General features: G+C 71.9%; 25 protein-coding genes. 10 read left to right on the forward strand and 15 right to left on the reverse strand.

Features of this window, described 5'->3' with window-relative positions; translation table 11 throughout:
- Positions 1-7: 7 nt before the first annotated feature.
- Positions 8-445, forward strand: a complete 438-nt coding sequence (locus tag P1K89_RS02045; protein ID WP_284614694.1) for an SRPBCC family protein — start codon at positions 8-10, stop codon at positions 443-445.
- A 21-nt stretch (positions 446-466) separates the two neighbouring features.
- Here P1K89_RS02045 and P1K89_RS02050 read toward each other — a convergent pair whose 3' ends face one another.
- Positions 467-1,396 carry an aminotransferase class IV gene (locus P1K89_RS02050; protein WP_284614695.1) on the reverse strand — a complete coding sequence of 310 codons (930 nt, stop codon included), beginning with the start codon at positions 1,394-1,396 and terminating at the stop codon, positions 467-469.
- 96 nt (positions 1,397-1,492) lie between these two features.
- On the reverse strand, positions 1,493-1,981 hold the full coding sequence (locus P1K89_RS02055; RefSeq protein WP_284614696.1) for a redoxin family protein: 489 nt from the start codon (positions 1,979-1,981) through the stop codon (positions 1,493-1,495).
- Between the two features lie 168 nt (positions 1,982-2,149).
- On the opposite strand from P1K89_RS02055, the gene P1K89_RS02060 reads away from it, so the two are divergent.
- Positions 2,150-2,836: a DUF4197 domain-containing protein gene (locus P1K89_RS02060; RefSeq protein WP_284614697.1), complete on the forward strand. Its 687-nt coding sequence runs from the start codon at positions 2,150-2,152 to the stop codon at positions 2,834-2,836.
- A 28-nt stretch (positions 2,837-2,864) separates the two neighbouring features.
- Here P1K89_RS02060 and P1K89_RS02065 read toward each other — a convergent pair whose 3' ends face one another.
- Positions 2,865-3,275 (reverse strand): OsmC family protein, encoded by a 411-nt coding sequence (locus P1K89_RS02065; RefSeq protein WP_284614698.1) that lies wholly within the window; start codon positions 3,273-3,275, stop codon positions 2,865-2,867.
- 132 nt (positions 3,276-3,407) lie between these two features.
- Entirely contained in the window at positions 3,408-4,331 is a 924-nt protein-coding gene (locus P1K89_RS02070) for a LysR family transcriptional regulator (protein ID WP_284614699.1), read from the reverse strand.
- A gap of 113 nt (positions 4,332-4,444) precedes the next feature.
- Here P1K89_RS02070 and P1K89_RS02075 point away from each other — a divergent pair, with 113 nt between their 5' ends.
- Together P1K89_RS02075 and P1K89_RS02080 are read left to right on the forward strand one after the other, a co-directional pair.
- Positions 4,445-5,716: an aromatic ring-hydroxylating dioxygenase subunit alpha gene (locus tag P1K89_RS02075; protein ID WP_284614700.1), complete on the forward strand. Its 1,272-nt coding sequence runs from the start codon at positions 4,445-4,447 to the stop codon at positions 5,714-5,716.
- Between the two features lie 5 nt (positions 5,717-5,721).
- Entirely contained in the window at positions 5,722-6,204 is a 483-nt protein-coding gene (locus tag P1K89_RS02080) for an aromatic-ring-hydroxylating dioxygenase subunit beta (RefSeq protein WP_284614701.1), read from the forward strand.
- A 24-nt stretch (positions 6,205-6,228) separates the two neighbouring features.
- Here P1K89_RS02080 and P1K89_RS02085 read toward each other — a convergent pair whose 3' ends face one another.
- Positions 6,229-6,672, reverse strand: a complete 444-nt coding sequence (locus P1K89_RS02085; RefSeq protein WP_284614702.1) for a VOC family protein — start codon at positions 6,670-6,672, stop codon at positions 6,229-6,231.
- Between the two features lie 104 nt (positions 6,673-6,776).
- Between P1K89_RS02085 and P1K89_RS02090 the strand changes: the two genes are divergently transcribed.
- Together P1K89_RS02090 and P1K89_RS02095 are read left to right on the forward strand one after the other, a co-directional pair.
- Positions 6,777-7,655 carry a LysR family transcriptional regulator gene (locus P1K89_RS02090; protein ID WP_284614703.1) on the forward strand — a complete coding sequence of 293 codons (879 nt, stop codon included), beginning with the start codon at positions 6,777-6,779 and terminating at the stop codon, positions 7,653-7,655.
- An 83-nt stretch (positions 7,656-7,738) separates the two neighbouring features.
- Entirely contained in the window at positions 7,739-8,947 is a 1,209-nt protein-coding gene (locus P1K89_RS02095) for a hypothetical protein (protein ID WP_284614704.1), read from the forward strand.
- 7 nt (positions 8,948-8,954) lie between these two features.
- Here the strand turns inward: P1K89_RS02095 and katG are convergent, their stop codons facing one another.
- Positions 8,955-11,153, reverse strand: a complete 2,199-nt coding sequence (gene katG, locus P1K89_RS02100) for a catalase/peroxidase HPI (protein ID WP_284614705.1) — start codon at positions 11,151-11,153, stop codon at positions 8,955-8,957.
- A gap of 109 nt (positions 11,154-11,262) precedes the next feature.
- Positions 11,263-13,587, reverse strand: a complete 2,325-nt coding sequence (locus P1K89_RS02105; RefSeq protein ID WP_284614706.1) for a molybdopterin-dependent oxidoreductase — start codon at positions 13,585-13,587, stop codon at positions 11,263-11,265.
- A gap of 77 nt (positions 13,588-13,664) precedes the next feature.
- On the opposite strand from P1K89_RS02105, the gene P1K89_RS02110 reads away from it, so the two are divergent.
- Together P1K89_RS02110 and P1K89_RS02115 are read left to right on the forward strand one after the other, a co-directional pair.
- Complete coding sequence (locus P1K89_RS02110; RefSeq protein ID WP_284614707.1) at positions 13,665-14,183, forward strand: winged helix-turn-helix transcriptional regulator; 519 nt, start codon at positions 13,665-13,667, stop codon at positions 14,181-14,183.
- Positions 14,180-15,577 (forward strand): MATE family efflux transporter, encoded by a 1,398-nt coding sequence (locus P1K89_RS02115; protein WP_284614708.1) that lies wholly within the window; start codon positions 14,180-14,182, stop codon positions 15,575-15,577. Before P1K89_RS02110 ends, P1K89_RS02115 begins: the two co-directional genes overlap by 4 nt.
- 18 nt (positions 15,578-15,595) lie before the next feature.
- On the opposite strand, the gene P1K89_RS02120 is transcribed toward P1K89_RS02115, so the two are convergent.
- Positions 15,596-16,369, reverse strand: coding sequence for an EF-hand domain-containing protein (locus P1K89_RS02120; RefSeq protein WP_284614709.1), 774 nt, complete (start codon positions 16,367-16,369; stop codon positions 15,596-15,598).
- Positions 16,370-16,499: 130 nt separating this feature from the next.
- Between P1K89_RS02120 and P1K89_RS02125 the strand changes: the two genes are divergently transcribed.
- Positions 16,500-19,406: an ATP-binding protein gene (locus tag P1K89_RS02125; protein ID WP_284614710.1), complete on the forward strand. Its 2,907-nt coding sequence runs from the start codon at positions 16,500-16,502 to the stop codon at positions 19,404-19,406.
- On the opposite strand, the gene P1K89_RS02130 is transcribed toward P1K89_RS02125, so the two are convergent.
- From P1K89_RS02130 to P1K89_RS02160, 7 genes are all read right to left on the reverse strand, one after another.
- Positions 19,396-20,052, reverse strand: coding sequence for a hypothetical protein (locus P1K89_RS02130; protein WP_284614711.1), 657 nt, complete (start codon positions 20,050-20,052; stop codon positions 19,396-19,398). The two genes, P1K89_RS02125 and P1K89_RS02130, sit on opposite strands and share 11 nt — an antisense overlap.
- A gap of 141 nt (positions 20,053-20,193) precedes the next feature.
- A complete protein-coding gene (locus tag P1K89_RS02135) occupies positions 20,194-20,808 on the reverse strand; it encodes a hypothetical protein (RefSeq protein WP_284614712.1) in 615 nt (204 codons plus the stop codon).
- Positions 20,809-20,836: 28 nt separating this feature from the next.
- Entirely contained in the window at positions 20,837-21,664 is an 828-nt protein-coding gene (locus tag P1K89_RS02140) for a DUF899 domain-containing protein (protein WP_284614713.1), read from the reverse strand.
- 132 nt (positions 21,665-21,796) lie between these two features.
- The gene (locus P1K89_RS02145) at positions 21,797-22,465 is read right to left on the reverse strand and encodes an outer membrane protein assembly factor BamB family protein (RefSeq protein ID WP_284614714.1); all 669 of its coding nucleotides are present in this window, start codon (positions 22,463-22,465) and stop codon (positions 21,797-21,799) included.
- A gap of 43 nt (positions 22,466-22,508) precedes the next feature.
- Entirely contained in the window at positions 22,509-23,750 is a 1,242-nt protein-coding gene (locus P1K89_RS02150) for a helix-turn-helix domain-containing protein (protein ID WP_284614715.1), read from the reverse strand.
- Positions 23,751-23,814: 64 nt separating this feature from the next.
- Positions 23,815-24,291, reverse strand: coding sequence for a hypothetical protein (locus P1K89_RS02155; protein WP_284614716.1), 477 nt, complete (start codon positions 24,289-24,291; stop codon positions 23,815-23,817).
- Positions 24,288-25,190 carry a sterol desaturase family protein gene (locus P1K89_RS02160; RefSeq protein ID WP_284614717.1) on the reverse strand — a complete coding sequence of 301 codons (903 nt, stop codon included), beginning with the start codon at positions 25,188-25,190 and terminating at the stop codon, positions 24,288-24,290. Before P1K89_RS02160 ends, P1K89_RS02155 begins: the two co-directional genes overlap by 4 nt.
- Before the next feature lie 131 nt (positions 25,191-25,321).
- On the opposite strand from P1K89_RS02160, the gene P1K89_RS02165 reads away from it, so the two are divergent.
- A complete protein-coding gene (locus P1K89_RS02165; protein ID WP_284614718.1) occupies positions 25,322-26,254 on the forward strand; it encodes a LysR family transcriptional regulator in 933 nt (310 codons plus the stop codon).
- The last annotated feature ends 148 nt before the right edge of the window (positions 26,255-26,402 follow it).

Raw genomic sequence — 26,402 nt, forward strand, 5'->3', positions numbered from 1 at the left:
GGCGGGCATGACGACACGCATCCGCTCCTCCCACACCATCACCCTCGAACGGCCGATCGATGCCTGCTTCCCGCTCTTCACCGCGAAAGGCGAAGAACGCTGGGTGCCCGGCTGGCGGCCGCAGTACGTTCATCCGGCGTCGGGCGAGGCCGAGCCCGGCCAGGTGTTCATCACCGGCGACGGCGACGAACGCACCTGGTGGACGGTGGTCGATTTCGATCCGGCCGCGCACCACGCCCGCTATTCGCGCGTGACGCCGGCCTCGCGCATCGGCCTCGTCGACGTGCGCTGCCGCAGCGTCGACGAGCGCGTCACCGAGGTCAAGGTCCGCTACGAGATGACCGCGCTGAATGCCGCGGGCGAAGCGGCGCTGCAGGCGTATGCCGGCGCGGCCTACGTCGCGATGATCGAGGACTGGAAGCGGCTGATCGACGCGGCCGATTGAGAGGCGTTCCAGCCGGCGGTGTCAGCGGGCGGCGTCGCCGTAGTCCACTTCGTCCCGGTACGCCGCCTCGTCGTGCATCGCCCAGTAGCCTTCGGTCAGGCGCTGGGTGATCGGGCCAGGGAAGTGCGGCAGCGGCACGCCGTCGAGCCGGGCGATCGGCAGGATGCCGCCGCCGGTGGAGGTGAGGAAGACCTCGTCGGCCGCGCGCATCGCGTCGACCGGCACCGGTGCGATCTTCACCGGGATGCCGAAGTGACCGCACAGCTCGATCGCGGTGCGGCGCGAGATGCCCTCGAGCACGCCGGTGGCCGCCGTCTGCACGGTGCCGTCCTTGACCATGAAGACATTGAAGCCCGGGCCTTCGGCGACGTGGCCGTCGGCATCGACGACGCAGCTGGTGTCCCGGCCGCGGTCGTAAGCATCGAACATCGACTGCACCAGGTCGATCCAGTGGTAGTTCTTCACCGTCGGGTCGACCGAGGCCGGCGCGATGCGCTGGCGCTGGCTGATGTGCAGGTCGATGCCCTCGCGCTGCTTCTCGCGCGTCGCGATCCACACGAAGGGCACGGCATAGGCATAGAAGCGGTTCTGGGCCAGGCGCGGGTCGCGTGCGCCCCGGGGCGGCACGCCGCGGGTGCAGACCATCGCGACGTACGAATCCTTCAGCCCGCCGCCGCGCACGCAGCCGTGCAGGATCGTGCGCAGCTCGTCGCGGCTGTACGGGATGACCAGCCGCATGCGCTGCAGGCTGGTGAAGAAGCGCGAGAGGTGGTCGTCGAGCCGGAAGAACGCGCCCTGCCAGACGCTGGCGACGTCGTAGGTGGCATCGGAGCGGGTGAACCCCCAGTCGAACAGCGAGACCTTGGCCTCGGACAGCGGCACGAAGGCGCCGTCGGCGAAGGCGCAGCCGCCGTCGAAGGCGGCGGTCGGGGGCAGGGCGGGCAGGGTCATGGCAGTGCGGGCGTATCGGGTGTGAACACGGCGATGATGCGCCAGCCCCGGGCACCCCTCGATCGACCCAGGTCAGAAGCTCAGCACGAAGGCCGCTCAGCCCTCGACGGGCTCCGACAGCAGCCGGCCGATCACCGCGCCGAGCGCCAGGTCGTCGGCCGCGCCGAAGTGATTCAGCCGCACGCGGCCGGCGCGGTCGATCAGCACCAGGCTGGGCGTGCCGCGCAGGCCGTAGGCGGCCATCGTGCGCGGGATCGGCCCCTCATCGCCCGGGGCGTCGATGCCGACGGGGAAGGTCACCCGGTACTCGGACACGAAGACCCGCAGCGCCTGGGCGCCCATCACCGCGTGGTGCTCGAACACCGTGTGCAGGCCGATCACCGCGAGCTCGCTCTCGTCGAACGTGCGCTGGAGGCGCTGCGCCTGCGGCACGCCGTGCGCGACGCAGCCGGGGCACAACATCTGGAAGGCGTGCAGCGCGACCACGCGGCCACGCAAGCCGTCCAGCGTCAGCGGCGCCGGGGCATTGAGCCAGTCGCTCACCTCGAGCGGCGGCGCGGCGTGAGCGGCGGCGGCGGGGATCATGGGGTCGACGGCAGTGAGTGAACGAATGGCCAGTGTGAACCCGGCCGCGGCGTGCAGCGTGCCACCGCGTCCACGAAACATCACCTTGCGTCTGGCCAATGCCCAAGCGCCGGCGCGCGCCGCAGAATGGCGCGACGGGTGCCCTTCGCGTGCCCGAGGGGAGTGGGCATGCCGACCATCCACCGACGCGAGCTGATCGTGCTGCTGGGCGCGCCTGCGCTGGGCGGCCTGGTGCAGGCCGCCTCGCTGACCGAGACCGACGCCGTGGCGGGCGTGCGCACCGCGCTCGAACGCGGCGCGGTCGCCGCGGTGAGCCTGCTCGGCCGCACCGACGGCTTCCTCGGCAACCCGAAGGTGCGCATCCCGCTGCCGCCGGCGCTGGAAGACGCCGCGAAGCTGCTGAAGGCCATCGGGCAGTCGAAGCGCATCGACGAGCTGGTCACCGCGATGAACCGCGCGGCCGAGCAGGCGGTGCCGGAAGCGAAGACCTTGCTGGTCAATGCGGTGAAGGCGATGAGCGTCGAGGACGCGCTGAAGGTCGTGCGCGGCGGCGACACGTCCGTCACCGACTTCTTCGCCGGCAAGACGCGCGAGCCGCTGTCGGTGAAGTTCCTGCCGATCGTCACGCGCGCCACCGAGCGGGTGAAGCTGGCCGAGAAGTACAACGCGCTGGCACAGAAAGGCGCCGGCGTCGGCCTGGTCAAGCGCGAGGACGCCAACGTGCAGCAGTACGTCACCCGCAAGGCGCTCGACGGGCTCTACCTGATGATCGGCGAGGAGGAGAAGAAGATCCGCGCCGACCCGGTGGGCACCGGCAGCGCGATCCTGAAGAAGGTGTTCGGCGCGCTGCGCTGAAGCGGCTTCAGCCCGCGGCGTCTGTCTTTCAGCCCGCGGCGCCGGCCAGCGCGGTGGTGACCTCGGTGGTCACCTGCGTCATGAGCTTGTGCAGCGGGCACTTCTCGGCCACCGCCAGCAGCTCGCGACGCTGCGCATCGCTCAGCGGGCCGCCGAGCTGCAGCGTCACCGCGAGGCGATAGGTGCCCTGGCGCTCGGCGCTGTCGTCGCGCGCGACCGAGACTTGAACGTCCTCCAGCGGCATGCCTTTGCGGCGCGCGTACCAGACCACCGTCATCGCCTTGCAGGCGCCGAGCGCGGCGTCGTAGGTGTCGTGCGGCGTGAAGCCCAGGTCCTCGCCGCCGTTGGCGGGCGGTTCGTCGACGGCCAGCGTGTGGGCGCGCACGTGCACCGTGTGCTTCATCGGGTGCGGCAGGTCGCGGGTGACGGTCAAGGTCATGGCGGGGCTCCGGTGTGGCTTCATCGCATCAAGGACGACTTGCTGGCCCTGATGCCGTTGCTGGGCTGACATCGATTGGCGACCCAGCCCTGTACGTTGCGCCCATTCTGGTGAGCGGATCGCTACTGTGCACTAGCGACCCGCAGCGGCCGCGCCGTCGCCGAACAGCTCCACCACCACGCCGCGCAGCCAGCGGTTCGCCGGATCGCGGTGCACCTTGGCATGCCAGAAGGCGTTGATCGCGACATCCGGCAGCCGTGCAGGGTGCACGGCCTTCACCAGTCCGAAGGGCGCGGCGAGGCGGTCGGCCAGGCCTTCGGGCACGGTGGCGACGAGGTCCGAGCCCTGCAGGATGTGGCCGACGCTGACGAAGTGCGGCACCGTCAGCCGCACGCGGCGCGTGATGCCGGCGCGCTGCAGCACCTCGTCGACCTTGCCGTGGCCGGTGCCGGCCGAGATCACGACGAGGTGCTCGGCCGCTGCGTATTCCGCCGCGGTCATGCGCTTCTTCGCCAGCCGGTGCCCCTGGCGCAGCAGGCAGACATAGCGTTGCATGAACAGGCGCCGCTGGTAGAAGCCGGCCTTCAGCTGCGGCAACAGGCCCAGCGCCAGGTCGACCTGGCCGGCTTCCATCTCGTCGCGCAGGTTCACCGCGGTGTTGCGCACGGTGCTCAAGGTGACGCCGGGCGCGTCGCGCCGCAGGCGCTCGAGCAGCGCGGGCAGGAAGTAGATCTCGCCGATGTCGGTCATGCCGACCGTGAAGCCGCGCTCGGCCGTCTGCGCATCGAAGTGCGTGCGCTGGTTGATGCCGCCGTGGATCATCGCCAGCGCGACGCTGACCGACTCGGCCAGCTGCTGCGCGTGCGGCGTCGGCTCCATGCCGCGCGGCGTGCGCAGGAACAGCTCGTCGCCGAACAGGCGTCGCAGCTTGGCCAGCGAGTTGCTGACGGCCGGCTGCGTCAGGCCCAGCGACTCGGCGGCCTTCGACACCCGCCGGTCGATCAGCAGCTGGTGGAAGACCACCAGCAGGTTCAGGTCCAGCTCGTGCAGTTCCATCGTCGCAGGCCTCTTGCGTCCATCACCGGCAGTGATGTGCCTTATAGCCTGAATGCCCTTGGCTGATCGGCGTGTCTGGCGGACCATCGGCGGGTTCAGCCGCCGGAGCCCCGATGAACCACCCCTCGCCGACGACCTTTCCCGCTGCCGCCCACTGGGAAGGCGACGGCACCCACCGCATCCCCTTCCTCGCCTACACCAGCGACGAGCTCTACCGCCGCGAGCTCGAGCGCTTCTTCTACAAGGGCCACTGGTGCTACGTCGGCCTGGAAGCCGAGGTGCCGAACCCCGGCGACTTCAAGCGCACGTCGATCGGCGAACGCTCGGTGATCCTGACGCGCGATGCCGAAGGCGGCCTGAACGTGGTCGAGAACGTCTGCGCGCACCGCGGCATGCGCTTCTGCCGCGAGCGCCACGGCACGCGCAAGGCCTTCGTCTGCCCGTATCACCAGTGGACCTACAACCTGAAGGGCGAGCTGCGCGGCGTGCCGCTGCGGCGCGGCGTCAAGGCGGCGGACGGGACGGTGCAGGGCGGCATGCCCGATGACTTCCGCACGGAAGACCATGGCCTGACGAAGCTGAAGGTGGCGGTTCGCGGCGGTGTGGTCTTCGCGTCCTTCGATGCCGGCATCGAGCCTTTCGAGAACTTCCTCGGCCCCGAGATCCTGCGCTGGTTCGACCGCCTGTTCGACGGCCGCCCGCTGAAGATCCTCGGCTACAACCGCCAGCGCATCCCGGGCAACTGGAAGTTGATGCAGGAGAACATCAAGGACCCCTATCACCCGGGCCTGCTGCACACCTGGTTCGTCACGTTCGGGCTCTGGCGCGCGGACAACCGGTCGCAGCTGCGCATGGATGCGAAGCACCGGCACGCGGCGATGATCTCCACGCGCGGCAATGCCGGCAAGGCCTCCGACGTGTCGCAGGTGTCGAGCTTCAAGGCCAGCATGGAACTGAACGACCCGGGCTTCCTCGACATCGTGCCCGAGCCCTGGTGGGGCGGGCCGACCGCGGTGATGACCACGCTGTTCCCGAGCGTGATCCTGCAGCAGCAGGTCAACAGCGTGTCGACGCGCCATATCCAGCCGAACGGCCACGGCAGCTTCGACTTCGTCTGGACGCACTTCGGCTTCGCCGACGACACGCCGGAGATGACCGAGCGCCGGCTGCGCCAGGCCAACCTGTTCGGGCCGGCCGGTTTCGTCTCCGCCGACGACGGCGAAGTGATCGAGTTCTCGCAGCAGGCCTTCGAGAGCAAGCCCTTCCACCGCACGCTGGCCGAGCTGGGCGGCCACGCGGTGGAAGACACCGAGCACATGGTCACCGAGACGCTGATCCGCGGCATGTACCGCTACTGGCGCGACGTCATGGAAGCGGAGGGCTGACCGCCATGGGCGCTGCACTGAACTTCGAGGACTGGCTGGCGCTGACGCAGCTGTACGCCGACTACGCCGCCGCGCTCGACGCCGGCGACTGGGACCGCTGGCCGGACTTCTTCACCGACCCCTGCGTCTACCGGCTTCAGCCGCGCGAGAACCACGAGCGCGGCTTCCCGCTGGCGACCCTGGCCTTCACCAGCCGCGGCATGCTGAAGGACCGCGTCTACGGCATCAAGGAGACGCTGTTCCATGACCCGTACTATCAGCGCCACGTGGTGGGCACGCCGCTGCTGCGCTCGGTGGATGCCGACGGCTTCCGCTGCGAGGCGAACTACGCGGTGTTCCGCACCAAGCTGTCGGAGCCGACGACGGTGTTCAACGTCGGCCGCACGCTCGACCATGTGGTGCGCACGCGCGAGGGCTTCAGGTTCGCGTCGCGCGAGTGCATCTACGACAGCGAGCTGATCCCGAACTCGATCATCTATCCGATCTGAGCCCGGGACCGGCGCGCCGCAGGCTCACTTCGCGAAGAGCTTCGTGATGTCGGCGAACGCCTTGACCTCGATCGCGTTGCCGGAGGGGTCGAGGAAGAACATCGTCGCCTGCTCGCCGGGCTCGCCCTTGAAGCGGATGTAGGGCTCGATGACGAAGTTGGTGCCGGCGGCCTTCAGCCGCGCGGCCAGCGCGTCCCAGTCGGCCATCGGCAGCACGATGCCGAAGTGGCGCACCGGCACGCCGTGGCCGTCGACGGCATTGCGGGCGCTGGGGCCGGTCTCGCCCGGCGCCAGGTGGGCGACGATCTGGTGGCCGTAGAAGTTGAAGTCGACCCACTCGTCGGAGCTGCGGCCTTCGGGGCAGCCGAGCAGCTCGCCGTAGAAGCCGCGTGCGGCGGCGAGATCGTGGACCGGGAAGGCGAGGTGGAAGGGCGACAGCGGGCCTGGGTTGGTGGTGAGGGCTTGCATGGCGGGGCAGGCTGGTGGAGGAGGAGGACAGCCCGCATCGTACGGTTCGCCGCTGAAAAGAAAAATCAAACTATATTTGTCTGATGCATCGATTCTGTTTGTGAATGCTGCGCGAGCTGAAAACGCTGACCGCCGTGGCGCGCGAGGGCACCTTCGCCGCCGCCGGCGCGCGCATCGGGTTGACGCAGGCCGCCGTCAGCGCTCAGATGCAGCGCCTGGAGGCCGAGCTCGGCTTCGCATTGTTCGACCGCGTCGGTCGCTCGGCCCGGCTCAACGCGATGGGTCAGCGCACGCTGGCGCAGGCCGAGGAGTTGCTGCGTCTGGCGGGCCAGCTGGGCTCGCGTGCCGGCGCTGCGGAGTCCAGCCCGGTCTTCGTCAGCCTCGGCGCGATCGCGTCGGTGCAGCAGTCGCGGCTGCCGCAGGCCGTCGCCGCCTTCCACCGCCGCTTCCGCGACGCACGCAGCCGCATCGTGCCCGGCGTCTCGATGGCGCTGATGGACCAGGTGGACGCCGGCGAGGTGGAGCTGGCGGTCATCATCCGCCCGCCCTTCGCACTGCCGGCCGACCTGCGCTGGACGCCGCTGGCGCGCGAGCCCTTCCGCCTGCTGGTGCCCAGGGCCGTGAAGGGCGACGATGCGGCCGCGCTGCTGGCCTCCGAGCCTTTCATCCGTTACGACCACACCTCCTTCGGCGGCCGCCTCGTCGACCGCTTCCTGCGCAGCGCCCGCATCGCCGTGCGCGAGGCCTGCGAGCTCGACGAGCTCGACGCGATCGTGCAGCTGGTGGCGCTGGGCGTCGGCATCGCGCTGGTGCCGCAGGCGGCGACGCTCCGGCGCTGGCCGGCGGGCGTGCGCGCGATCGACCTCGGCGAGCAGACCTTCCACCGCGAGATCGGCCTGGTGCACCGCGGCCGGCTCGGCGAGCCGGCGCGGGTGCTGGCGGGGCTGATCGGCGACGCCTACGCGGGGGCCGGCGCTGCCTGATGCCCGCGCCGCGGGCTGTGCAGACGGCCGCCGCGGCGGCATAGTCCGGAGCCTGACGGACACCGGGCACGCAGGAGGAAACGATGCCGATCGACAAGGTGCGCGTGATGCTCTCTAGCCGATGCAAGGACTACACCACCCTCGATGGCGCGTCCTTCCCGCTCAAGGCGCTGCGCAAGCGGCTGAAGACGCACATCGATGCGGAGCGGGTCTTCGGCCAGAAGGTCTTCCAGTGCTTCGCGAACGAGGAAGAGCCGGCGCTGTCGGCGGCGGGCGACGTCTGGTCGACCTGCCTGCGCGAGATCCGGAGCTCGCACATCGTCATCGCGCTGTACAACGGCGATGCCGGATGGTCGGCGGAAGACGCCGATGACGGCATCTGTCATGCCGAGCTGAACGAGGCGCTCTACTCGGGGCGGGCGCGCACGTACATCGTCCAGTTGCCGCTCACCGCCAAGGAGGTCGACGCGCGCGACCGGCGGCTGCGCGAGCGCTTCGCCTCGGAACTGCAGTTCACCGGCCCGCCGACGACCGACGAGGAGGGTGCCTTCAAGCTCGTGGTGAAGACCCTCGCGAAGGCCACGGCCGACCTGGCGCGCGGCGGTGCCGGCGTGATCCGCAAGGAGAGCTATTCGCTCGGCGAGGCGCTGGACTGGAGCCGGCTCGACTTCGCCAAGCGCAAGCAGCACATGGAGCAGGCGTGCCGCGAAGCGCTGCTCGACCGGTCGCCGCCGGCCTCGGGCGCGGCCGCGCCGGGGGCGGCGGATGGCCGGCACGCCGTCGTCAACGTCGGCGGTGCGGGCATCCTGTTCTGCGTGCATGCGATCCCGGCCGCGACCTCGCTGGCCGCCGCGCGCGAGCTCGTCGGCCGGCCCTTCCTGGCCGACCACGAGCACCTGCGCGCGGCGCCCGATGCGCACGGCCCGGTGCACGTGATCGCCTGCCACCGCGGCGCCACCGAGAAGCAGGCGACCGACCTGCTGGGCTTCCCCGACGCCACCGTGGTGGCCACGTCCTTCGGGATCTATGTGCTCGACCCGGTGCAGCGCATCCAGATCGTGCTGCTGGCCAATTGCCGCGACCGCGCGACGACGCGCTACGCGGTGCAGCGCCTGTTCGACTGGCTGGACCGCTCCGACCAGGAAGAGGCGTTGGTCGCGCACGCCGGCTCGCGCGGGCGCATCGTGCGGGTGATCCAGCAGGAGGCGGAGGAGTCCGGCATCGCCGAAGCGTCGACGCGGCCGGCGCGGGCGATCAAGTCCACCCGCAGCCCGGCCGCGACGAAGGGCTGAGCGCAGCTCAGCGCAGGTCGAAGCGATCCAGCTCCATCACCTTCACCCAGGCCTTCACGAAGTCCTCGACGAAGCGCACCTGCGCATCGCTGCTGGCGTAGACCTCGGCCACCGCGCGCAGCTGCGCGTTCGAGCCGAAGACCAGGTCCGCCGTCGTCGCCGTCCACTTCAGCGCACCGCTCGTGCGATCGCGGCCTTCCAGCACGCCGGCCTTGCCGGACGGGCGCCAGGCGGTGCGCATGTCGAGCAGGTGGACGAAGAAGTCGTTCGTCAGCACGCCCGGCCGCTGCGTGAAGACGCCGAGCGTCGAGTGCCCGGTGTTCGCCCCCAGCACGCGCAGGCCGCCGACCAGCACGGTCATCTCCGGCGCGCTCAGGGTCAGCAGCTGCGCCTTGTCGATCAGCAACTCGGCGGCGCCGCCTTCCAGGCCTTCACGCACGTAGTTGCGGAAGCCGTCGGCGGGCGGCTCCATCGTCGCGAACGACTCGACGTCGGTCTGGTCCTGCGTCGCATCGGTGCGGCCGGGGGTGAACGGCACGGCGATCGCGACACCGGCCTGCTTCGCCGCCGCTTCGATCGCCGCACCACCGGCCAGCACGATCAGGTCGGCCAGCGAGATCCTGCGGCCGCCGTTCTGCCCGGCGTTGAAAGTCTTCCGAAGGCCTTCGAGCTTGAACAGCACCGACGACAGCTCGGCCGGCTGGTTCACCGCCCATTCCTTCTGCGGCGCGAGGCGGATGCGCGCGCCGTTCGCGCCGCCGCGCTTGTCGCCGCCGCGGAAGGTCGACGCACTCGCCCACGCGGTGCTCACCAGCTGGGAGATGTTCAGGCCCGACCCCAGCACCTGCGCCTTCAGCGCCGCGATGTCGCCGGCAGTCACCAGCGCGTGGTCGACCGCCGGCAGCGGGTCCTGCCAGATCAGCGTTTCCTTCGGCACCAGGGGCCCCAGGTAACGCGCGATCGGGCCCATGTCGCGGTGCGTCAGCTTGAACCAGGCCCGCGCGAAGGCGTCGGCGAACTGCGCCGGGTTCTGCAGGAAGCGGCGCGAGATCTTCTCGTAGGCCGGGTCCATGCGCAGCGCGAGGTCGGCGGTGGACATCATCGGCGCATGGCGCTTCGACGGGTCGTGCGCGTCGATCACGGTGCCGGCGCCGGCGCCGCCCTTGGGCGTCCACTGGTGCGCGCCGGCCGGGCTCTTCGTCAGTTCCCACTCGTAGCCGAACAGGGTCTCGAAGTAGCCGTTGTCCCAGGTCGTCGGGTTCGGCTTCCACGCGCCTTCGAGGCCGCTGGTGATGGTGTCGGCGCCGCGGCCGGTGCCGAGCCGGTTGGCCCAGCCCAGGCCTTGTTCGGCGATGTGCGCGCCCTCGGGCTCGGGGCCGACGTTGGCCGGGTCGCCCGCGCCGTGCGCCTTGCCGAAGGTGTGGCCACCGGCCACCAGCGCGACGGTCTCCTCGTCGTCCATCGCCATGCGCGCGAAGGTCTCGCGGATGTCGTGGGCGGAGGCCAGCGGGTCCGGCTGGCCGTTGGGGCCCTCCGGGTTCACGTAGATCAGGCCCATCTGCACGGCGGCCAGCGGGTTCGCGAGCTGGCGTTCGCCGCTGTAGCGCTCGTCGCCCAGCCACTTCGACTCCGGACCCCAGTCGACATCGAGCTCGGGCTCCCAGATGTCGGGCCGGCCGCCGCCGAAGCCGAAGGTCCTGAAGCCCATCGACTCGAGCGCGACGTTGCCGGTCAGCACGATCAGGTCGGCCCACGACAGCTTGCGGCCGTACTTCTGCTTGATCGGCCACAGCAGGCGCCGCGCCTTGTCGAGGTTGCCGTTGTCGGGCCAGCTGTTCAGCGGCGCGAAGCGCTGCGCGCCATGGCCGGCGCCGCCGCGGCCGTCGGCCACGCGATACGTGCCGGCGGCATGCCAGGCCATGCGGATGAAGAGCGGGCCGTAGTGGCCGTAGTCGGCCGGCCACCAGTCCTGCGAGTCGGTCATCAGGGCCTTCAGGTCCTGGATCACCGCGTCGAGGTCGAGGGTCTTGAATTCGGTCGCGTAGTCGAAGTCCTCGCCCATCGGGTTCGCGCGCGGCGACTGCTGGTGCAGGATCGCCAGGTTCAGCTGGTTGGGCCACCAGTCGCGGTTGCCGCGGCCGGCGGCCGAGGCATGCCTGGAGAGGGTGGCGCCCGAGAACGGGCACTTCGCTTCGTTGTTCGACATGGGGCTCCTCTTTCGCTGCGGGTGTGCAGGCAGTCTAGGAGCCGGGTGCGCCCACGATCCAAGCGATCGTGTCAATGACGGCGATAGCGGCGCCGCCGGGTTGCGGCTGTCAGCGCATCACCTCGATCCGCGCCGGCACGTACTTGTGCCACGGCGTGCCGGCGAAGGCATCGCGGTCCTCGATGCGCGTCAGCTCGTTCGGCGGCGTGCCATCGAGCGCCCCGCCGTCGCCGGCCGCCGACGGGAAATCGGTGCCATGGCCGTTGGGCAGCGAGACGTGGCCGGGCTGCATGCGGTCGGAGATGTCGACCGAGGCCAGGGTCGAGCCGCGCTGCGTCGAGACGCGCACCCGATCGCCGCTGGCGAGGCCGAGCGCCTCGGCATCCTGCGGGCTGATGCGCAGCGCGCCGTCCCGGTCCTTGCGGCGCCAGTCGGGGTTGCGGATGATGGTGTTCGCGGTGTACGAACGGCGCTCGCCGGCCGACAGCACGAACGGGTAGTCCGCCGGCGGCGCCGGTGCGGCTTCATCGTTGAGCGCGCGCAGCTCGTCGAAGAACTCGGGCAGCGCCAGCTGCAGGCGGCCGTTCGGCGTCGTGATGCGGCGCATCGACTCGTCCCAGTCGTCGACCGCGAAGCTCAGGCCGGACGGCGCGGCGAGGATCGCATCGAACAAGGCATCGGCGAGCTCGGCGGGGTCGGTCAGGCCGGCGCCGATGCCGGCGCGCTGGATCGACGCGCGCTGGTGCTTCGCCGCCAGCTGGCACACGCCCCACAGCGCCGCGCCTTCGGCCAGGCCCTCGGGCAGCAGGTCGCCGATCGCGCGGTACAGCAGCACCGGCATCAGTGCCAGCGCCTCGGGTTTCGCGGCGGCCAGCTCGGCGAAGGCCTGGCGGAAGGCGGCGCGGCCCTGCTGCCATGCGGCGCGCAGCGCGGCGACCGCGTCGGCCGGCAGCACGCCGGCGGCTTCCAGCAGCCGTGCATGCAGCTCGGCCTCGCTGAAGAGGCCGCCCGTCGGCGGCAGCAGCGCCCGGCGCAGGTGGAACACGTTGCGCGGGAACTCGAAGTTGAAGAAGGTGGCCTCGGCCTTCTCGAGCTGGCTGGCGACCGGCAGCACGTAGTGCGCGAGCCGCGCCGTCTCGGTCATCGCGACGTCGACGACCACCAGCAGGTCGAGGGCCGACAGCGCCTCGCGCATGCGCTGCCCGTCGGCCAGCGAATGCGCGGGGTTGGCGGACTCCACCCACATGCCGCGGAAGCGCTTGGCATGGTCCGACAGGATCTCGTCGGGAATGCTGTTGCAGGGCATCAGCCCGCCGATGATCGGCGCGCCGGTGACCGGCGTGCGCTTGACCGAGCCCGGGCCGGTGGCGCCGGACACCAGCGGCACCAGCGCCGACGGCCGGTACATCGCGCCGCGCTTGCCGAAGTGGCCGGTCAGGAGCATCAGCAGCAGGTGCAGGTAGGACACCAGCGTGGAGTGGCGGTTCATCTGCACGCCCAGGTCCTCGAAGCTCGCGACGCTGTCGGCCAGCGCGATGCGACGCGCCACGCTGCGCACGGTGTCTTCGGGCACACCCGCCTTGGCGGCATGGTCGGCGATGCTGACGTCCGAAAAGAGCGTCAGAATGTCGTCGAGGCCGTCGGCATGCCGATCCAGCCAGGGCACGGCGACCAGTCGTTCCTGCACCACGGTGGCGATCATCGCGGCCAGCAGGAAGGCGTCGCCGCCGGGTCGCACGGCCAGGTGCAGGTCGGCGATGTCGGCGGTCTCGCTGCGGCGCGGGTCGATGACGATCAGCGTGCGCGCCGGGTCGCGCGCGATCTCGCGCAGCGTGACGCGCGCGCGCGGGATGCCGTGCGAATGCCACGGGTTCTTGCCGAGCAGCAGCGCCACCTCGCAGTGCTCGAAGTCGGCGCGGACAAGGCCGCCGGTCATGCAGCCGGCGACGTAGAACGCGCCGGTCTTCTCCTGCGCGATCGCGCTGGACTGGTAGCGCATGCCGAGGGTGGCGCGCATCGCGCGGCTGTAGACGCTGGGCAGGTGGTTGCCCTGGCCGCCACCGCCGTAGTACAGGATGCTCGAGCCGCCGTGCGCCATCGCCAGCGCCATCGCGCGCTCGGTGACCTCGCGGATCGCGGTGTCCCAGTCGATCTCATCGAAGCCGCCGTCGGGCCGGCGGCGCAGCGGCTTCGTCAGCCGGTGCGGGCCGTTCTGGTAGTAGTCGATGCGCGAGGCCTTCTCGCAGGCGTAGCCGCGCGAGGCCGGATGCGCATCGTCGCCGCGCACGCGCACGAGGTGGCGGCCGTTCTCGCCGCCGAGCTCCACTTCCAGCCCGCAGTTGCATTCGCACAGGATGCAGGCCGTGGGCTGCCAGGGCGCGTGGCCGTCGGCAGCGGCGTTGGTATCGGAAGCGGTCTCGGTCGTCATGGTCATGGGCTGGCTCCGGGTGAATGAATTGACTATACTTTTTATATGGCATCCTGCAACCCTCGCCTTCCGCGATCCCGCTCATGAAGCGCAGCACCATCGGCGAACGCCTGTGCCCGGTGGCCCGCGCGGCCGGCCAGCTGAGCGACGCCTGGACCTTCGTGATCCTGCGCGAGCTCTTCCTCGGCAACCGCCGCTTCGAGGGCCTGCGCCTGCACACCGGCATGTCGCCGCGCTCGCTGGCGCTGCGCCTCGCCCGGCTGGTCGACGATGAGATCCTCGAGAAGGTGCCGGTGCGCGATGCACCCGCCTTCCACGAGTACCGGCTGACGCCCAAGGGGCTCGACCTCTGGCCGGTCATCGTCACGCTGCGCCAGTGGGGCGAGCGCTGGGCCGGCCCCTGGGGCCGCGGCGGCGCGCCGCTGAAGCTGATGCACCGCGGCCATGACCACGCGCTGAAGGCGGTGCTGGCCTGCGCCGAATGCGGCGAGCCGGTCGACGCCCGGTCGGGCGAGGTGCTGCCCGCTGCCGGCGCGCTGCGCGAGCGCGAAGCCTTCGCCGCCGAAGTCGCGGCGGCCACGCCGTCGAGGAGGAAGACATGAGCGTCGCAGCGATCCCGGGCGCGGCCGCGCCGGCCACGACGGCGCCCGACCTGCTGCGCCTGCAGCAGCTGCGCGAGGGCCCGATCCTGTCGACGCTGGTGCGCCTGGCCGTGCCCAACGTGCTGGCGATGGTGCTGACCGTGCTGGTGGGCATCGCCGAGACCTATTACGTCGGCCGCCTCGGCACCACGCCGCTGGCCGCGATGGCGCTGGTCTTTCCGTTCGCGATGCTGACGCAGATGATGTCGGCCGGCGCGATGGGCGGCGGCGTGTCCTCGGCGGTGAGCCGCGCGCTGGGCGCCGGCGACCGCGAGCGTGCGGCGCAGCTGGCGCGCCACGCGATGGCGATCGGCGCCGCGGCGGGCGTCGCCTACACCGCGATCTTCCTGGTCCTCGGCCCGGTCTTCTACCGCGGCCTCGGCGGCCGCGACGCGGTGCTCGGCGAGGCGGTGGGCTACGGCGCGCTGGTCTTCAGCGGCGCCTGGATGGTGTGGCTGGGCAATACGCTGGCCTCGGTGCTGCGCGGCACCGGCAACATGCGCGTGCCCTCGATCACCATCGTGCTGGCCGCGGCGCTGCAGATCGCGCTCGGCGGCCTGCTGGGCCTGGGCGCCGGGCCGGTGCCGTCCTTCGGCATGGCCGGCGTCGCGGCCGGCCACCTCGTCGCGACCGCCGCGATGGTGGGCGTGCTGTGGTGGTTCCTCGCCAGCGGGCGCGCGCGCATCACGCTGCGCTGGCGCGGGCCGCCGCTGCAACGGTCGCTGCTGGCCGACATCCTGCGCGTCGGCGCGCTGTCCTGCGTCTCGCCGGTGATGTCGGTGCTGACGGTGCTGATCTTCACCGGGCTGATCGCGCACGTCGGCGTGCTGCCGCTGGCGGGTTACGCGATCGGGCAGCGGCTGGAGTTCCTGCTGGTGCCGATCGCCTTCGGCATCGGTGTCGCGTCGGTGCCGATGGTCGGCATGGCGATCGGCGCCGGCGATGTCGCGCGGGCGCGCCGGATCGCGTGGACGGCGGGTGCGGTGTCGGCGCTGAACCTGGCGCTGATCGGCTTCGTCGTCGCGCTGTGGCCCGACGCGTGGGCCGGCCTCTTCACGCGCGACGAGGCGGTGCTGGCCCATGCGCGCCAGTTCCTGCGCAGCGTCGGCCCGGCGTTCCCGCTGTTCGGCCTCGGGCTCACGCTGTACTTCGCGTCGCAGGGCGCGGGGCGGGTGCTGGGGCCGGTGCTGGCGGGGGCGCTGCGGCTGGGGCTGGTTGCCGGCGTCGGCTCGTGGCTGGCCGCGCGCGGCGCGGCGCCGGCGAGCTATTTCGTGCTGGTGGCCGTCGGCATGGCCGCTTACGGCCTCGCCACCGCGTTGGCGGTGCGCTTCACGCGCTGGGGCGCGGCCTCGTGAACCGGCCGCGCCGCGCGCTCAGCTGAAATCGACGAGCAGCGCCGCCGCGTCGTACTGGCGCAGCTGCGGCAGCAGCAGGCCGATCAGGTCGACGTCGTCGGCGGCCTGCGGCGGGCCGGGCAGGTGGTCGTCGTGGTTCAGCGTGCCGTCGTCGTCGGCGTCCAGCGTCGCGACCGCGGCGGCCATCTCGGCTTCGCTGATCGATTGGTCGTGGTTGCTGTCCACCGCGCCGACCAGCGAGGCCATCGCATCATCGATGCGCGGCCGCACGCCGCGCGGGTCGAGCACCGCCAGCAGCTCGGCCAGCGTGATCGCGCTGTCGTGATCGCCGTCGAAGCGCCTGAACAGCGCGTCGACCACGTCGTCCACCGTCGGGGCGCGCGGGGCCTCCGGCGGATCGGGCATCACCGGCGGCAACGGCTCGGGCACGCCCGGCGGCGGGCCGGGCTGCAGCAGCAGCGCCAGCATCGGCAGGCGGCCGTCGTGGGCCATCGCTTCGCCCAGGTCGGCCGGCGTCAGCGAACCGTCGCCATTGCGGTCGAATGCCGCCAGCGTCGCGTCGACCTCGGCGGTCGACATCGCGCCGTCGCCGTCGTCGTCGACGAGGCCGATCACGCGCGCGACGATTGTCGCCAGGCCGTTGCCGTGCACACCCGCCGGGTCGACCACGCCGGTGACTTCGGCGACGGTGATCTTGCCGTCGTCATCGGTGTCGAAGGCGGTGAACAGGCGGTCCGAGGCCTGCTCGATCGTGGGCCAGGCGAAGGCGGGGAGGGGACGGGCGGTGCTCATGAAGGTCAATCTAGCGGAGCCCGCGCGACACAGTTGCCTGAAATGGTGACAGCAGCGACGCCGCCGCTCGTCCGCCGAAACGATGAACACGCACCTTGACAGCCCTGCCGCGCGGTCCGAAGGTTCGATGATGCCCACCGATACCGCGACCGAACATGCGCTGCTGCTGACCGACGTGGTCGACAGCACGCACCTGCTGGAGACGCTGGGCGACGAGGCGATGGGCCGCTGGTGGGCGCTGCACGACCGCCTGGCGCGCGACCTGCTGCCGGCGTGGCGCGGCCGCGAGATCGACAAGACCGACGGCATGCTGCTGCTGTTTGACAGCGTGCCCGATGCCGCCGGCTACGCGCTGGCCTACCACCGCGCGTTGAAGGCGCAGGGGCTGCCGTTCGCCGCGCGCGCGGGCCTGCACAGCGGGCGCGTGACGCTGCGCGCCAATGCGCCGGAAGACGTCGCGCGGGGCGCCAAGCCGGTCGAGGTGATCGGCCTGGCCCTGCCGCTGGCCGCGCGGGTGATGTCGGTGGCCGCCGGCGGCCAGACGCTGCTCAGTGCCGACGCCGCGCGGGCACTGCCCGAGACGCCGTGCCGCCTGCGCTCGCAGGGCCATTGGCGACTGCAGGGCGTGGCCGAACCGCTGGAGCTGTTTGCGCTGGAGGAGGAAGGCTGTGCCTACCAGGTGCCGCACGATGGCGCAAAAGCCCATCGCGTCGTGCAGCAGGGCGGCCACTGGCTGCCGGTGGCCGAGCTGCGCCACAGCCTGCCCGCGGAGCGCGACAGCTTCGTGGGCCGCTCGGCCGACCTGCATGCGCTGGCCGACAAGCTGGCGCGCGGCGTGCGGCTGGTGACCGTGTCGGGCATGGGCGGCGCCGGCAAGACCCGGCTGGCGACGCATGCCGCCTGGAGCCTGCTGGGGCTGTACCCGGGCGGCGCGTGGTTCTGCGACCTGTCGGCCGCGCGCACGCTCGAAGGCATCCACTTCGCGGTCGCCCAGGGTCTGGACCTGCCGCTGGGCCGCACCGACGCGATGCTGCAGATCGCGCAGGCCCTGTCCGGTCGCTGTCGCTGCCTGGTCGTGCTGGACAACTTCGAGCAGGTCGCGCGCCATGCCGAGGCCACGGTCGGGCAATGGCTGGACCGCGCACCGCAGGCGCAGTTCGTCGTGACGACGCGCGAACTGCTGGGCATCGCGGGGGAGCAGGTGCTGTCGCTGCCGCCGCTGAACCCCGACGACGCGAGCGCGCTCTTCGCGCAGCGCGCCGCCGCGGCGCGGCTGGGCTACGTGCCCGGCGAAGAAGACATCGCCGCGATCCGCCAGTTGGTCAGGGTGCTCGACGGCCTGCCGCTGGCGATCGAGCTCGCCGCGGCGCGTGTGCGCGTGATGCCGCCGCGCACGCTGGTCGCGCGCATGCGCGACCGCTTCGACGCGCTGTTCTCGCGCAGTGCACGCCACGACCGGCAGACCACGCTGCGTGCGGCCTTCGACTGGTCGTGGGAGTTGCTGAGCGATGCCGAGAAGCAGGCGCTGGCGACGCTGTCGGTGTTCGAGGGCGGCTTCACGCTGGAGACCGCGGACGCGGTGATCACGGCCGTCGGGTGCGGTGACGCCGCGGCGGACTTCATGGTGCCCTGGCTGGTCGACAAGAGCCTCGTGCGGCAGGTGGCCGATGAACGTTTCGATCTGCTGGAGACGGTGCGCGAGTACGCGGCGAGCCGCCTGCGCGGCGAGGGCAGCTTCCCCGGCAGCGGGCCGGCGCTGGCGCAGCGCGTGCAGGCCGCGCATTGGCGGCACTTCGCCGCGCTGGACGAGCGCGGCGCCACGGCCGATCGCTGTGCCGAGGCGAACAACCTGGTGGCCGCCTGCCGTGCCGCGACGGCCGCAGGCGATACCGAGGCGGCCACGGGCTGCCTGCGCGCGGCCTGGGCGGCGCTGCGCCTGACCGGCCCGTACCGCGTCGCCAGCGAGCTGGCGGGCGTGCTGGCCGAACGGCCGGACCTGCGCGACGCGCAGCGGGCCGAGGTGCATTGGATGGCCGCTGATGCGCTCGAGCTGCTGGGCGAGACCGAACCCGCCCTGGCCAGCCTGCGGGCGGGCCTGGAGGCCGCCGTGCGCGCCGGCGCGGACGACATCCGCGTGCGACTGCTGCTGGTGCGAGGCCGCCGTGCCAACCTGGACGGTGAACTCGACGCCGCCTTGCAGGACCTCGCAGAGGCCTACCGCCTCGCCGCCGAGATCGACGACCCCCAGCTGCTGATGCTCACGCTGAACGAGTTGGGCGCCCACATGGACCGCCAATCCCGCTGGGCCGAGGCGCGCGATTGCTACGAACGGGCGCTGGCCATCTCGCGTCGCGTCGGCGATCGGCGCCTCGAAGGCGGATTGCTCGGCAACCTGGGCGGGCTTTACCACGACCGCGGCGAGTTGGAGGCGGCACGCAGCCACATCGAGCAGGCACTGGATCTGGCCGCGACGGTCGGCGATCGGCGCTGGGCTGGCAACGCCCACTGCAACCTCGGCCTGGTGCTGCAGGAGCAGGGTCACCGGGGCGCGGCCCGCGAGCAGTTCAGCCGGGCCCTGGCGATCGCCCGCGAGATCGGGCACGTTCGCCTGGCCTACACGGTCGAGTGCAACCTGGGTATCCTGGCAGCTGCGGAACAGCGCCTCGACGATGCGGACCGACACTTGCGCCAGGCGGTCGAATCGGCGCAGGCTGCAGGAGACCGCCGCGCCGAGGGGCAGTTCCGTGGCTACCTGGCGCTCAACCTTGCCCGCCGGGGGCATGGCGAAGCGGCCCGGGCGTCACTGGCCATCGGCGATCAGCTGCTGCACAACGTGGCCGATCGGCTGAGCCAGGCGCTGCTGTTGTGCGATCGGGCCGAGGTGGAGTCGCTCGCCGCCTGCCCCGCGGCGGCGGCCAAGGCGCTGGCGGCTGCGCAATGCATTGCGATCGAGCTCGATTGCACCGAGTCGTCGGAGCTGGGCCGGCGCCTGGCCGCGCTCGGCGCGCCGCTGCCGCGGCAGGCGGTCAGTTGTTGATGATCTTCGGGTCGGCGGCCGCGCAGACCGCCTCCGGCTCGTCGTCGCTGCCGCCGACCGTGTGCTGCAGGATCACCGGCAGGTAGAAGGCCTCTTCCTTCTTGCCGTCGTTGCGGACGTGGAACTGGGCGGAGTTCGTATTGCCCGGGTCGCCGTTGCCACGCTGCAGCGGCGTGATCTGGCTGTTCGGCTTGCCCCAGACCTTGATGCCGTGGGCCTTGTCGAACCGGTAGCTCACCGCGACGGCAGGGGCGGCCATCACGAGCTCGAAGACCATCATCTTCTTCTTGTTGCTCTCGCTCACCGGAAACTCGATGCGGTCGAGCAGGCGGGCCAGGCAGTACTTGCTGTTGCCGACGGTGTACGGGAAGACCTCGATCTTCACGTAGCAGCGGCTGGCGAAGCCAGAGGGCGGCGCGTCACGCACCACGCAGGCTTGTTCGCCTGGGCTCAGCGTCAGCATGGAACGCAGCGCCGCATTCCGGAACTCGCGCCCGGCCTGCTGCGCTTCCTCGAGGGTGATGTAGGCCCTGCTCTCGAACGCCGGCTTCGGCTGCACCACCACTGCCCGCGGTGGCGTTTCGCAGCCCGCCATCATCGCCAGCCCCGTCAACGCCAGAGCACGGATGCGCACACAAGAGGCCATGACTGCTCCTCCTCGGAAGGAGCGGTGAGTCTGCGCCCCGTGCCGCGACGCGGCATCCCCACAAACGAGGAGGCCGGCGCGCGGTCACCGGGCGCCGTGGTTCGCCCGTCGCCAGGCCTTCCACCCCGCCGGGCTGCGGCGCTACCGCGGCGACCTGCCGCTGCGGTCCCCGTCGAGGCCGGCCCGCACCGGCTGAGCGGTGACGCGCCAATGGCGCGTTAGCCATCCTGCGCCGACCGCCACACCGCGGCAGATGCCTGCAGCGACGAGGCCGGTGACCGCCAGCATCGCGGCCAGGTGCACGCCGATGACCGCGAGCGCCGTGGACCACGAGCTCGACCCGGACGCCGCCGGCGCGTCGCCGCCGATGCACAGCGCCAGCGTCGGCACCAGCGCGAGCCCGGCGCCGTGGCCGGTGGACATCATGAAGGACCACAGCGCCAGACCCGCCTGCCCGGCCGGCGCGCGATGCGGCTGGCGGCCCCACAGGTGCAGCAGCGCGGCCGCGACGCAGAGCACCCCGGCGAGCACCAGCAGCCGCTCCGCATCCAGCGACAGGCCGGCCGCCAGCGCGAGCGCGACCAGGCCGAGCGACGCCGCATGGCCGATGCCGATCGGCAGCAGCGCGCGCCAGACCGGCGCGGCGCTGCACGAGCGCAGGCCCCAGGCCGCGACCCATGGCCAGCCGCTGGCCGGATGCAGGCCATGCAGCGCGCCGAGGCCGGCGACGGCGATCCAAGGCCACCAGCTGCCCATCGCGCGCTCCGGTGCGTCGGGTCGCGATTCAGCCGCCCGAAGCGCAGCAGGACGAGGCTGTGCCGCCGGCAGCCGGTGCTGCGGGCGCGGCGGGCGCCGCGGGCGGGTTCAGCGGCGCATAGCGGTCGTGGTGCCGCACCCAGGCCATCGTGTGCGGCAGGCCTTCTTCATGCCGGCCGCGCGGCACGATGTCGAGCAGGTCGTAGGTGCCCATCATCAGCTCGACGCCGCGGCCGTAGGTCGAGTAGGCATGGAAGACGGTGCCGCCGTCGTCGCGCACGAACACGCTGATGCCGGGCGCCTCCTCGACCGGGAAGGGGCGCAGGCCGTAGTTGTAGGGGACCTGGCCGGTGGCCAGCTGCTCGGGCGTGAAGCTGACGCCGAAGTGGAAGTTGAAGTCGCTGCCGTGCGAGGACACCCACGGGAACTGCCAACCCATGCGCGTCCGGAAGCGCTGCAGGTCGGCCAGCGGCGCGCGCGATACCGCGACGAAGCTGACGTCGCGCTGCGCGAGGTGCGGTCGCGCGCCGTCGATGTGGTCGGCCATGTACGAGCAGCTCGGGCAGCCCTGTTCCCAGCCGGGGCCGAACATGAAGTGCTGCACCACCAGCTGGCGGCGGCCGTCGAACAGGTCGGCCAGCGTGCGTGGGCCGTCGACGGTGTCGAAGACGTAGGGCTCGTCGATGCGCACCCAGGGCAGCGCCTGGCGTTCACGCGCCAGCGCGTCGTGCTCGCGCATCAGGGCCTTCTCGCGCGCCAGCAGCGCGGTGCGCTGGCTCAGCCAGCGCTCGCGGTCGACGACCGGGTGCGTAGCGGTGGGGGTCGTGACGCCGGTGGAATCCATCGTGATGCTCATGGCAGTGCTCCTGGCTCGTGAAGCCGTCGGGTGGGGAATGCAGCGGCCGGACCGGCCTGTCGCGGCCGGTCTGCCGAGGGTTCGATAAAACGGTGGACGCGTCTTTTGGACGCTGGCGAACCGCGCCGGAGATCAGGCGCTCGCGCGTCGCGGCGGCCGGCGCACCGCGCGCACCTTGCCGCTCCCGCCGCCGCCGCAGTAGAAGAGGCCGGCGCCGTCGGATTCGAGGCCGCTGACGCCGATGCCCTGCGGCATCTGCAGCCGCTCCAGCACCGTGCCGTCTTCGGGATCGATCCGGCGCAGTTCGCTGTCGTCGCCTTCCCAGGTGGCGTGCCACAGCTCGCCGTCAACCCAGGTCACGCCGGTGACGAAGCGGTTCGATTCGATCGTGCGCAGCACGGCGCCGGTGGCGGGGTCGATCTGGTGGATGCGGCGGTCGCGGTAGCGGCCGATCCACAGGTGCCCCTCGGCCCAGGTCAGGCCCGAGGCGCCGCCGTCGCCCGGCACGGGGATCGAGGCCAGCACCACGCCGGTGGCCGGGTCGATCTTGTCGATGCGCGACTCGGCGATCTGGTACAGGTGGCGGCCGTCGAAGGCGGTGCCGGCGTCGGCAGCGCAGGCGATGCTGCGCGCCGGCTCGCCGGTGGCCGGGTCGAAGGCCAGCAGCCGGTCGCCGGCGGCCGCCCAGACATGGCGGCCGTCGTGCGTGACGCCGCCGATGCGTTCGGCGCCGTCGAACGGGCCGTACTCGCGCACCAGCTCGGCCGGGCGGGGGGCGGGGATGTCGGTGGGGCGGGTCATCGGGGGGTCCTTGTCCGGCGCCGGTGTCGGCATGGAGAGGACTCTACGCAGGCGGCAGCGCGGCGGGGAGTAACAAGATCGTCGTGAATCCCGCCAGCGGTGGCGCCAGCCAGCGCTGCGCGCGGGCCCGGCCGATCGACCGCACGCGGCCCTCGGCTTCCAGCGCGACCAGCGCGCGCTGCACCGTGCGCTGGCTGTCGCCGAGCGCGAGCGCCAGCGCGGAGGTCGACCAGGCGGCCCCATCGGCCAGCAGCGCCAGCAGCGAGGCCTGTTCGCCGTCGATCGGCGGCAGCAGCGTCATCACGCCGCGCGCCGCGTCGTGGGGCACCAGCGCAAAACCGCGCGCGGTGGCGTCGACGCGGGCGAGCGGCGCGACGAGCGCGCGCAGCCGGCCGATCTCGACGCGCAGCCGCGCGCGGTGCGTCTCGTCGGCATCGCGCTGGCGAAAGGCCTGCAGGATCAGCTCGGCCCGGTCGACGTCGCCCGGCCAGGCATCGGCCAACGCGCGCACCAGCGCGAACAGCAGCGGCCGGCGGGCCAGCGACAGCGACACGTTGCCCGCGCGCACGCTGCGCCGGCAGGCATCGATCACCAGCGTGCCGGCCTCGCGCAGCGCGGCGACCTCGTCCAGGCGCAGCGGGGCCTCGCCGGCAGCGTCACTGTCGCGTCCGCGCTGACGCCGGCGCGCCGCCGGCCGCTGCAGCGTGTCGCGCAGTTCGGCCACCTCGGCCTGCAGCGCCGGGACCTTCGCGCGCGCCGCCGCGTCCTGGGCCTGCGCCAGCGCCGCGCGGGCATCGTCCACGCGCAGCGAACGCAGCGCCAGCTCGGCCGCGGCCAGCGCGGCCACCGCCGCCAGCAGCGGCGGCAGCGACGGGTGCTGCAGCGCCGCCAGCGCGGCGCCCGCGTCGTCGAGCCGGCCCAGCAGCAGCAGGCGCCGCACGGCGATCAGGCGCGCGTGCAGCGCGTTGGCGCGGTCGGCGTGGGCGTCGAGCGTTGCGACGGCCGCGTCCAGCGCGCGCGGCGAAGCGCCGAAGTCGCGCATCGCCAGCGCAACCTCCGCCTCGGCGATCACGCAGCGGGCCCGCGCCAGGGCCTCGTGCGCCCCGAAGCCGCGCGCGGCGCGTTTGAGCAGCTCGCGTGCGCGGGCATGCTCGCCCAGCTGCGCCATCGCGATGCCGCGCAGCGCCAGCGCCGGCGGATCGTCGCGCAGCGCGATGCGCTTCAGCGCACCCAGCGGATCGCCGGTGGCCAGCGCGCGGGCGGCGGCGCTGGTCAGCGAGTCCATGGCCTAGTTCGCATGGTGAGCGGCCTCCGGCCGCGTCACGTGAAGACGCAGTCGGACATCGGGCTCACGCCGCGGGCTTGCGCTCGGTCAGCCGGATCGGCGTGCCGTCGCCGAGGCCGTCGTGTACCGAGACTTCGACCGGCACCGCATACGTCCAGCCGCCGGCCTTCCACCAGCATTCCGCGATCCAGCGCTTGACCAGGTCGGCGATCAGCGCGCCGCCGTCGAACTTCTCGCCGAAGTAGCGCTCGTCGAATTCGCCGAAGGCCTCGAGCCCGAGCTCGAGCTTCAGCGACCGGCCGGGAAAGAGGCCGGGGTCCTGCGAATCGACCTTCCTGTCCCGGCCGTCGAAGCTGATCCAGGCGTCGAGGCCGGCATCGTCATCGCCGACGAAGAGCTCGACGGACGCGGCGGTGACCGTCGGCGGCAACTCGCGCGCGAACAGGTCGCGCAGCGTGCCGATCGCCTGTGGCGCGCACTTGTCGAGCAGGCGCGTGCAGCGGGTGACGAAGGCGTCCTTCTTCAGGCCGAACGGGATCATCGGGCGGTGGTCGGGGGCGGCTCGGGGCAGTGTGCCACGGGCGCGGCGTCGTCGTAGGGCCGCCCGCCCGGCCGCAGCGCGGTGTGCGCGCGCTTCGAATGCGACAGCGGGTAGAACATCTGGTCGACCCAGTGCTCGTCGCCGAAAAGCAGGTCGTCCTGCAGGCCGACGGCCGGCGGGTAATGACGCGTGATGTGAGCGGAGCCGAACAGCACGTCCCAGAAGAACAGCAGGTTGCCGAAGTTGCCCTTGTAGTGGCCGATGCCGTCGGCGTTGCTCAGCGCGTGGTGCGCCCAATGCGTGGCCGGCGTCGAGACCGTGCGCTCGACCAGCCACATCAGCGGCCGCAGCGCACGCACGCGATAAAGCGGCTCGTCCCAGCGCCACGCGCAGTGCGCGCCCAGGATCACCGCGATCTTGACGACGATGTAGCCGGTGTAGACCGGCCCGAAGCCCAGGTACAGCAGCACGCCGGCGAGCCACAGCCCGGGCATCAGCAGGTAGTAGAAGAAGTTGTTGCGGTAGGTGATGCGGATGCTCATGTAGCGCGCCGAGTGGTGCGCGCGGTGCAGCGGCCACAGCAGCGGCGTGTGCGAGAGGCGGTGCCACCAGTACTGCGTCATGTCGTCGGCCACCAGCAGGATGCCGACCATCGCCCACCACGGCAGGTGCGCCCACGCGCCGCGCTGGCCGGGCATCAGCCACGCGGCCAGCGCATCCGATCCGAGCAGCGCCACCGGCTGGGCCACGGCGAGCAGGCTGACGAACATCAGCAGTTCGAGCCGGGTGTCGTTGGCCGTCGCGTGCACGGTGTCGCGGTAGCGCCGCGACACCCATTCCATGCCGGCGAAGCCGAGGATCAGGCTGACGATCAGCACGTTCTGGAGCAGGGGATTCATCGCGGTTTGTCTCCGTGGCGCCGGTGCGATGCCGGCGCCGGTGGTCGGCGGGTGCGTGGTTTATCGGCGCCCGCAAGCGATGTGTCCAATGCAATGTTGACAACGTCTCAATGCATGGCGAGCATTGGGCGATGGCAGAACCGACGGTGGACCTGAAGCGGCTGGGCCATCTGGTGGCCCTGGCCGACGAGTGCCATTTCGCGCGCGCCGCCGAGCGCGTGCACCTGAGCCAGCCGGCGTTCAGCCGCAGCATCCAGTCGATAGAGCGCGACGTCGGCCTGCAGCTGTTCGACCGCGCGGCCGGGGACGTGAAACCGACGCCCGCCGGGCTGTTCCTGATCGAACGTGCCCGCCGCCTGCTGTTCGACGCGCGTTGCCTGCAGCGTGATGCGCTGCTGTACCGCGACAGCGCGCTGGGCGACACGGCCTTCGGCGCAGGGCCGTTCCCGGCCGCGACGATCATGCCGCGCGTGCTGTCGATGCTGCGGCGCCGCTATCCCGGCGTCGGCCTGCGGCTGGAGACCAGCAACTGGCAGCTGTTGTACGAGCGCCTGCTGGCCGAAGACATCGAGTTCTTCGTCGCCGACGTGCGCGACCTGCCGGACAACCCGGCGATCGAGGTGTCGCCGCTGGGCCGCCATGCCGCGCACCTGTACGTGCGCGCGGGCCATCCGCTGGCCGGCCAGCGCTGCCGCTTCGCGCAGGCCTGGGCCTTCGGCCTCGCGGCCACCCGGCTGCCGCTGCCGATGAAGACGCTGGTCGCGAAGCTCGCCGGACTGCCGCCCGGTGCCGAGCCGGTGCTGGCGCTGGAATGCGACGACACCGCGCTGCTGCGCGGGCTGGCGCTGGACACCGACACGGTGATCGCCGCGTCGGCGGTCGGGCTGCGCGACGACGTCGCCGCCGGCCGGCTGGTGCAGCTGACGGTGCCGGACCTGCCGGCGGTCTACGCGGAGATGGGCATCGTCGGCCTGCTCAACCGCACGCCGTCGCCGATCGCGCAGCGCGCGATCGCCTGCGTGCGCGAGGTGGCGGCCGAGGTCAACGCGCCGGTGGCCGGCTGAGCCGCGCGGACCGCGCCGTTCGCGATGGCCCGAGCGGGCCACGCGGCCGCGCAGGCGCCGCATCAAGTGGCTCCTCGTGGGCGATGCGCGCGCGGGACGCGATCGGGACACTGGCCAGCGTCACGAACCCCGTCGCATCACGAAGGAC

It is taken from the genome of Aquabacterium humicola (assembly GCF_030167915.1).
GTDB classification, from domain to species: Bacteria; Pseudomonadota; Gammaproteobacteria; order Burkholderiales; family Burkholderiaceae_C; genus Pseudaquabacterium; species Pseudaquabacterium humicola.

What these genes read in the sequence shown, in the direction of transcription:
- P1K89_RS02110 (WP_284614707.1), top strand. Translation starts at nt 13,665, where the DNA reads ATGAAGCGCAGCACCATCGGCGAACGCCTGTGCCCGGTGGCCCGCGCG.
- P1K89_RS02095 (WP_284614704.1), top strand. Translation starts at nt 7,739, where the DNA reads ATGCCGATCGACAAGGTGCGCGTGATGCTCTCTAGCCGATGCAAGGAC.
- P1K89_RS02115 (WP_284614708.1), top strand. Translation starts at nt 14,180, where the DNA reads ATGAGCGTCGCAGCGATCCCGGGCGCGGCCGCGCCGGCCACGACGGCG.
- P1K89_RS02060 (WP_284614697.1), top strand. Translation starts at nt 2,150, where the DNA reads ATGCCGACCATCCACCGACGCGAGCTGATCGTGCTGCTGGGCGCGCCT.
- P1K89_RS02120 (WP_284614709.1), bottom strand. Translation starts at nt 16,369, where the DNA reads ATGAGCACCGCCCGTCCCCTCCCCGCCTTCGCCTGGCCCACGATCGAG.
- P1K89_RS02065 (WP_284614698.1), bottom strand. Translation starts at nt 3,275, where the DNA reads ATGACCTTGACCGTCACCCGCGACCTGCCGCACCCGATGAAGCACACG.
- P1K89_RS02075 (WP_284614700.1), top strand. Translation starts at nt 4,445, where the DNA reads ATGAACCACCCCTCGCCGACGACCTTTCCCGCTGCCGCCCACTGGGAA.
- P1K89_RS02070 (WP_284614699.1), bottom strand. Translation starts at nt 4,331, where the DNA reads ATGGAACTGCACGAGCTGGACCTGAACCTGCTGGTGGTCTTCCACCAG.
- P1K89_RS02130 (WP_284614711.1), bottom strand. Translation starts at nt 20,052, where the DNA reads ATGGCCTCTTGTGTGCGCATCCGTGCTCTGGCGTTGACGGGGCTGGCG.
- P1K89_RS02050 (WP_284614695.1), bottom strand. Translation starts at nt 1,396, where the DNA reads ATGACCCTGCCCGCCCTGCCCCCGACCGCCGCCTTCGACGGCGGCTGC.
- P1K89_RS02080 (WP_284614701.1), top strand. Translation starts at nt 5,722, where the DNA reads ATGGGCGCTGCACTGAACTTCGAGGACTGGCTGGCGCTGACGCAGCTG.
- P1K89_RS02045 (WP_284614694.1), top strand. Translation starts at nt 8, where the DNA reads ATGACGACACGCATCCGCTCCTCCCACACCATCACCCTCGAACGGCCG.
- P1K89_RS02145 (WP_284614714.1), bottom strand. Translation starts at nt 22,465, where the DNA reads ATGACCCGCCCCACCGACATCCCCGCCCCCCGCCCGGCCGAGCTGGTG.
- P1K89_RS02135 (WP_284614712.1), bottom strand. Translation starts at nt 20,808, where the DNA reads ATGGGCAGCTGGTGGCCTTGGATCGCCGTCGCCGGCCTCGGCGCGCTG.
- P1K89_RS02090 (WP_284614703.1), top strand. Translation starts at nt 6,777, where the DNA reads ATGCTGCGCGAGCTGAAAACGCTGACCGCCGTGGCGCGCGAGGGCACC.
- P1K89_RS02055 (WP_284614696.1), bottom strand. Translation starts at nt 1,981, where the DNA reads ATGATCCCCGCCGCCGCCGCTCACGCCGCGCCGCCGCTCGAGGTGAGC.
- katG (WP_284614705.1), bottom strand. Translation starts at nt 11,153, where the DNA reads ATGTCGAACAACGAAGCGAAGTGCCCGTTCTCGGGCGCCACCCTCTCC.
- P1K89_RS02140 (WP_284614713.1), bottom strand. Translation starts at nt 21,664, where the DNA reads ATGAGCATCACGATGGATTCCACCGGCGTCACGACCCCCACCGCTACG.
- P1K89_RS02165 (WP_284614718.1), top strand. Translation starts at nt 25,322, where the DNA reads ATGGCAGAACCGACGGTGGACCTGAAGCGGCTGGGCCATCTGGTGGCC.
- P1K89_RS02160 (WP_284614717.1), bottom strand. Translation starts at nt 25,190, where the DNA reads ATGAATCCCCTGCTCCAGAACGTGCTGATCGTCAGCCTGATCCTCGGC.
- P1K89_RS02125 (WP_284614710.1), top strand. Translation starts at nt 16,500, where the DNA reads ATGCCCACCGATACCGCGACCGAACATGCGCTGCTGCTGACCGACGTG.
- P1K89_RS02105 (WP_284614706.1), bottom strand. Translation starts at nt 13,587, where the DNA reads ATGACCATGACGACCGAGACCGCTTCCGATACCAACGCCGCTGCCGAC.
- P1K89_RS02085 (WP_284614702.1), bottom strand. Translation starts at nt 6,672, where the DNA reads ATGCAAGCCCTCACCACCAACCCAGGCCCGCTGTCGCCCTTCCACCTC.
- P1K89_RS02155 (WP_284614716.1), bottom strand. Translation starts at nt 24,291, where the DNA reads ATGATCCCGTTCGGCCTGAAGAAGGACGCCTTCGTCACCCGCTGCACG.
- P1K89_RS02150 (WP_284614715.1), bottom strand. Translation starts at nt 23,750, where the DNA reads ATGGACTCGCTGACCAGCGCCGCCGCCCGCGCGCTGGCCACCGGCGAT.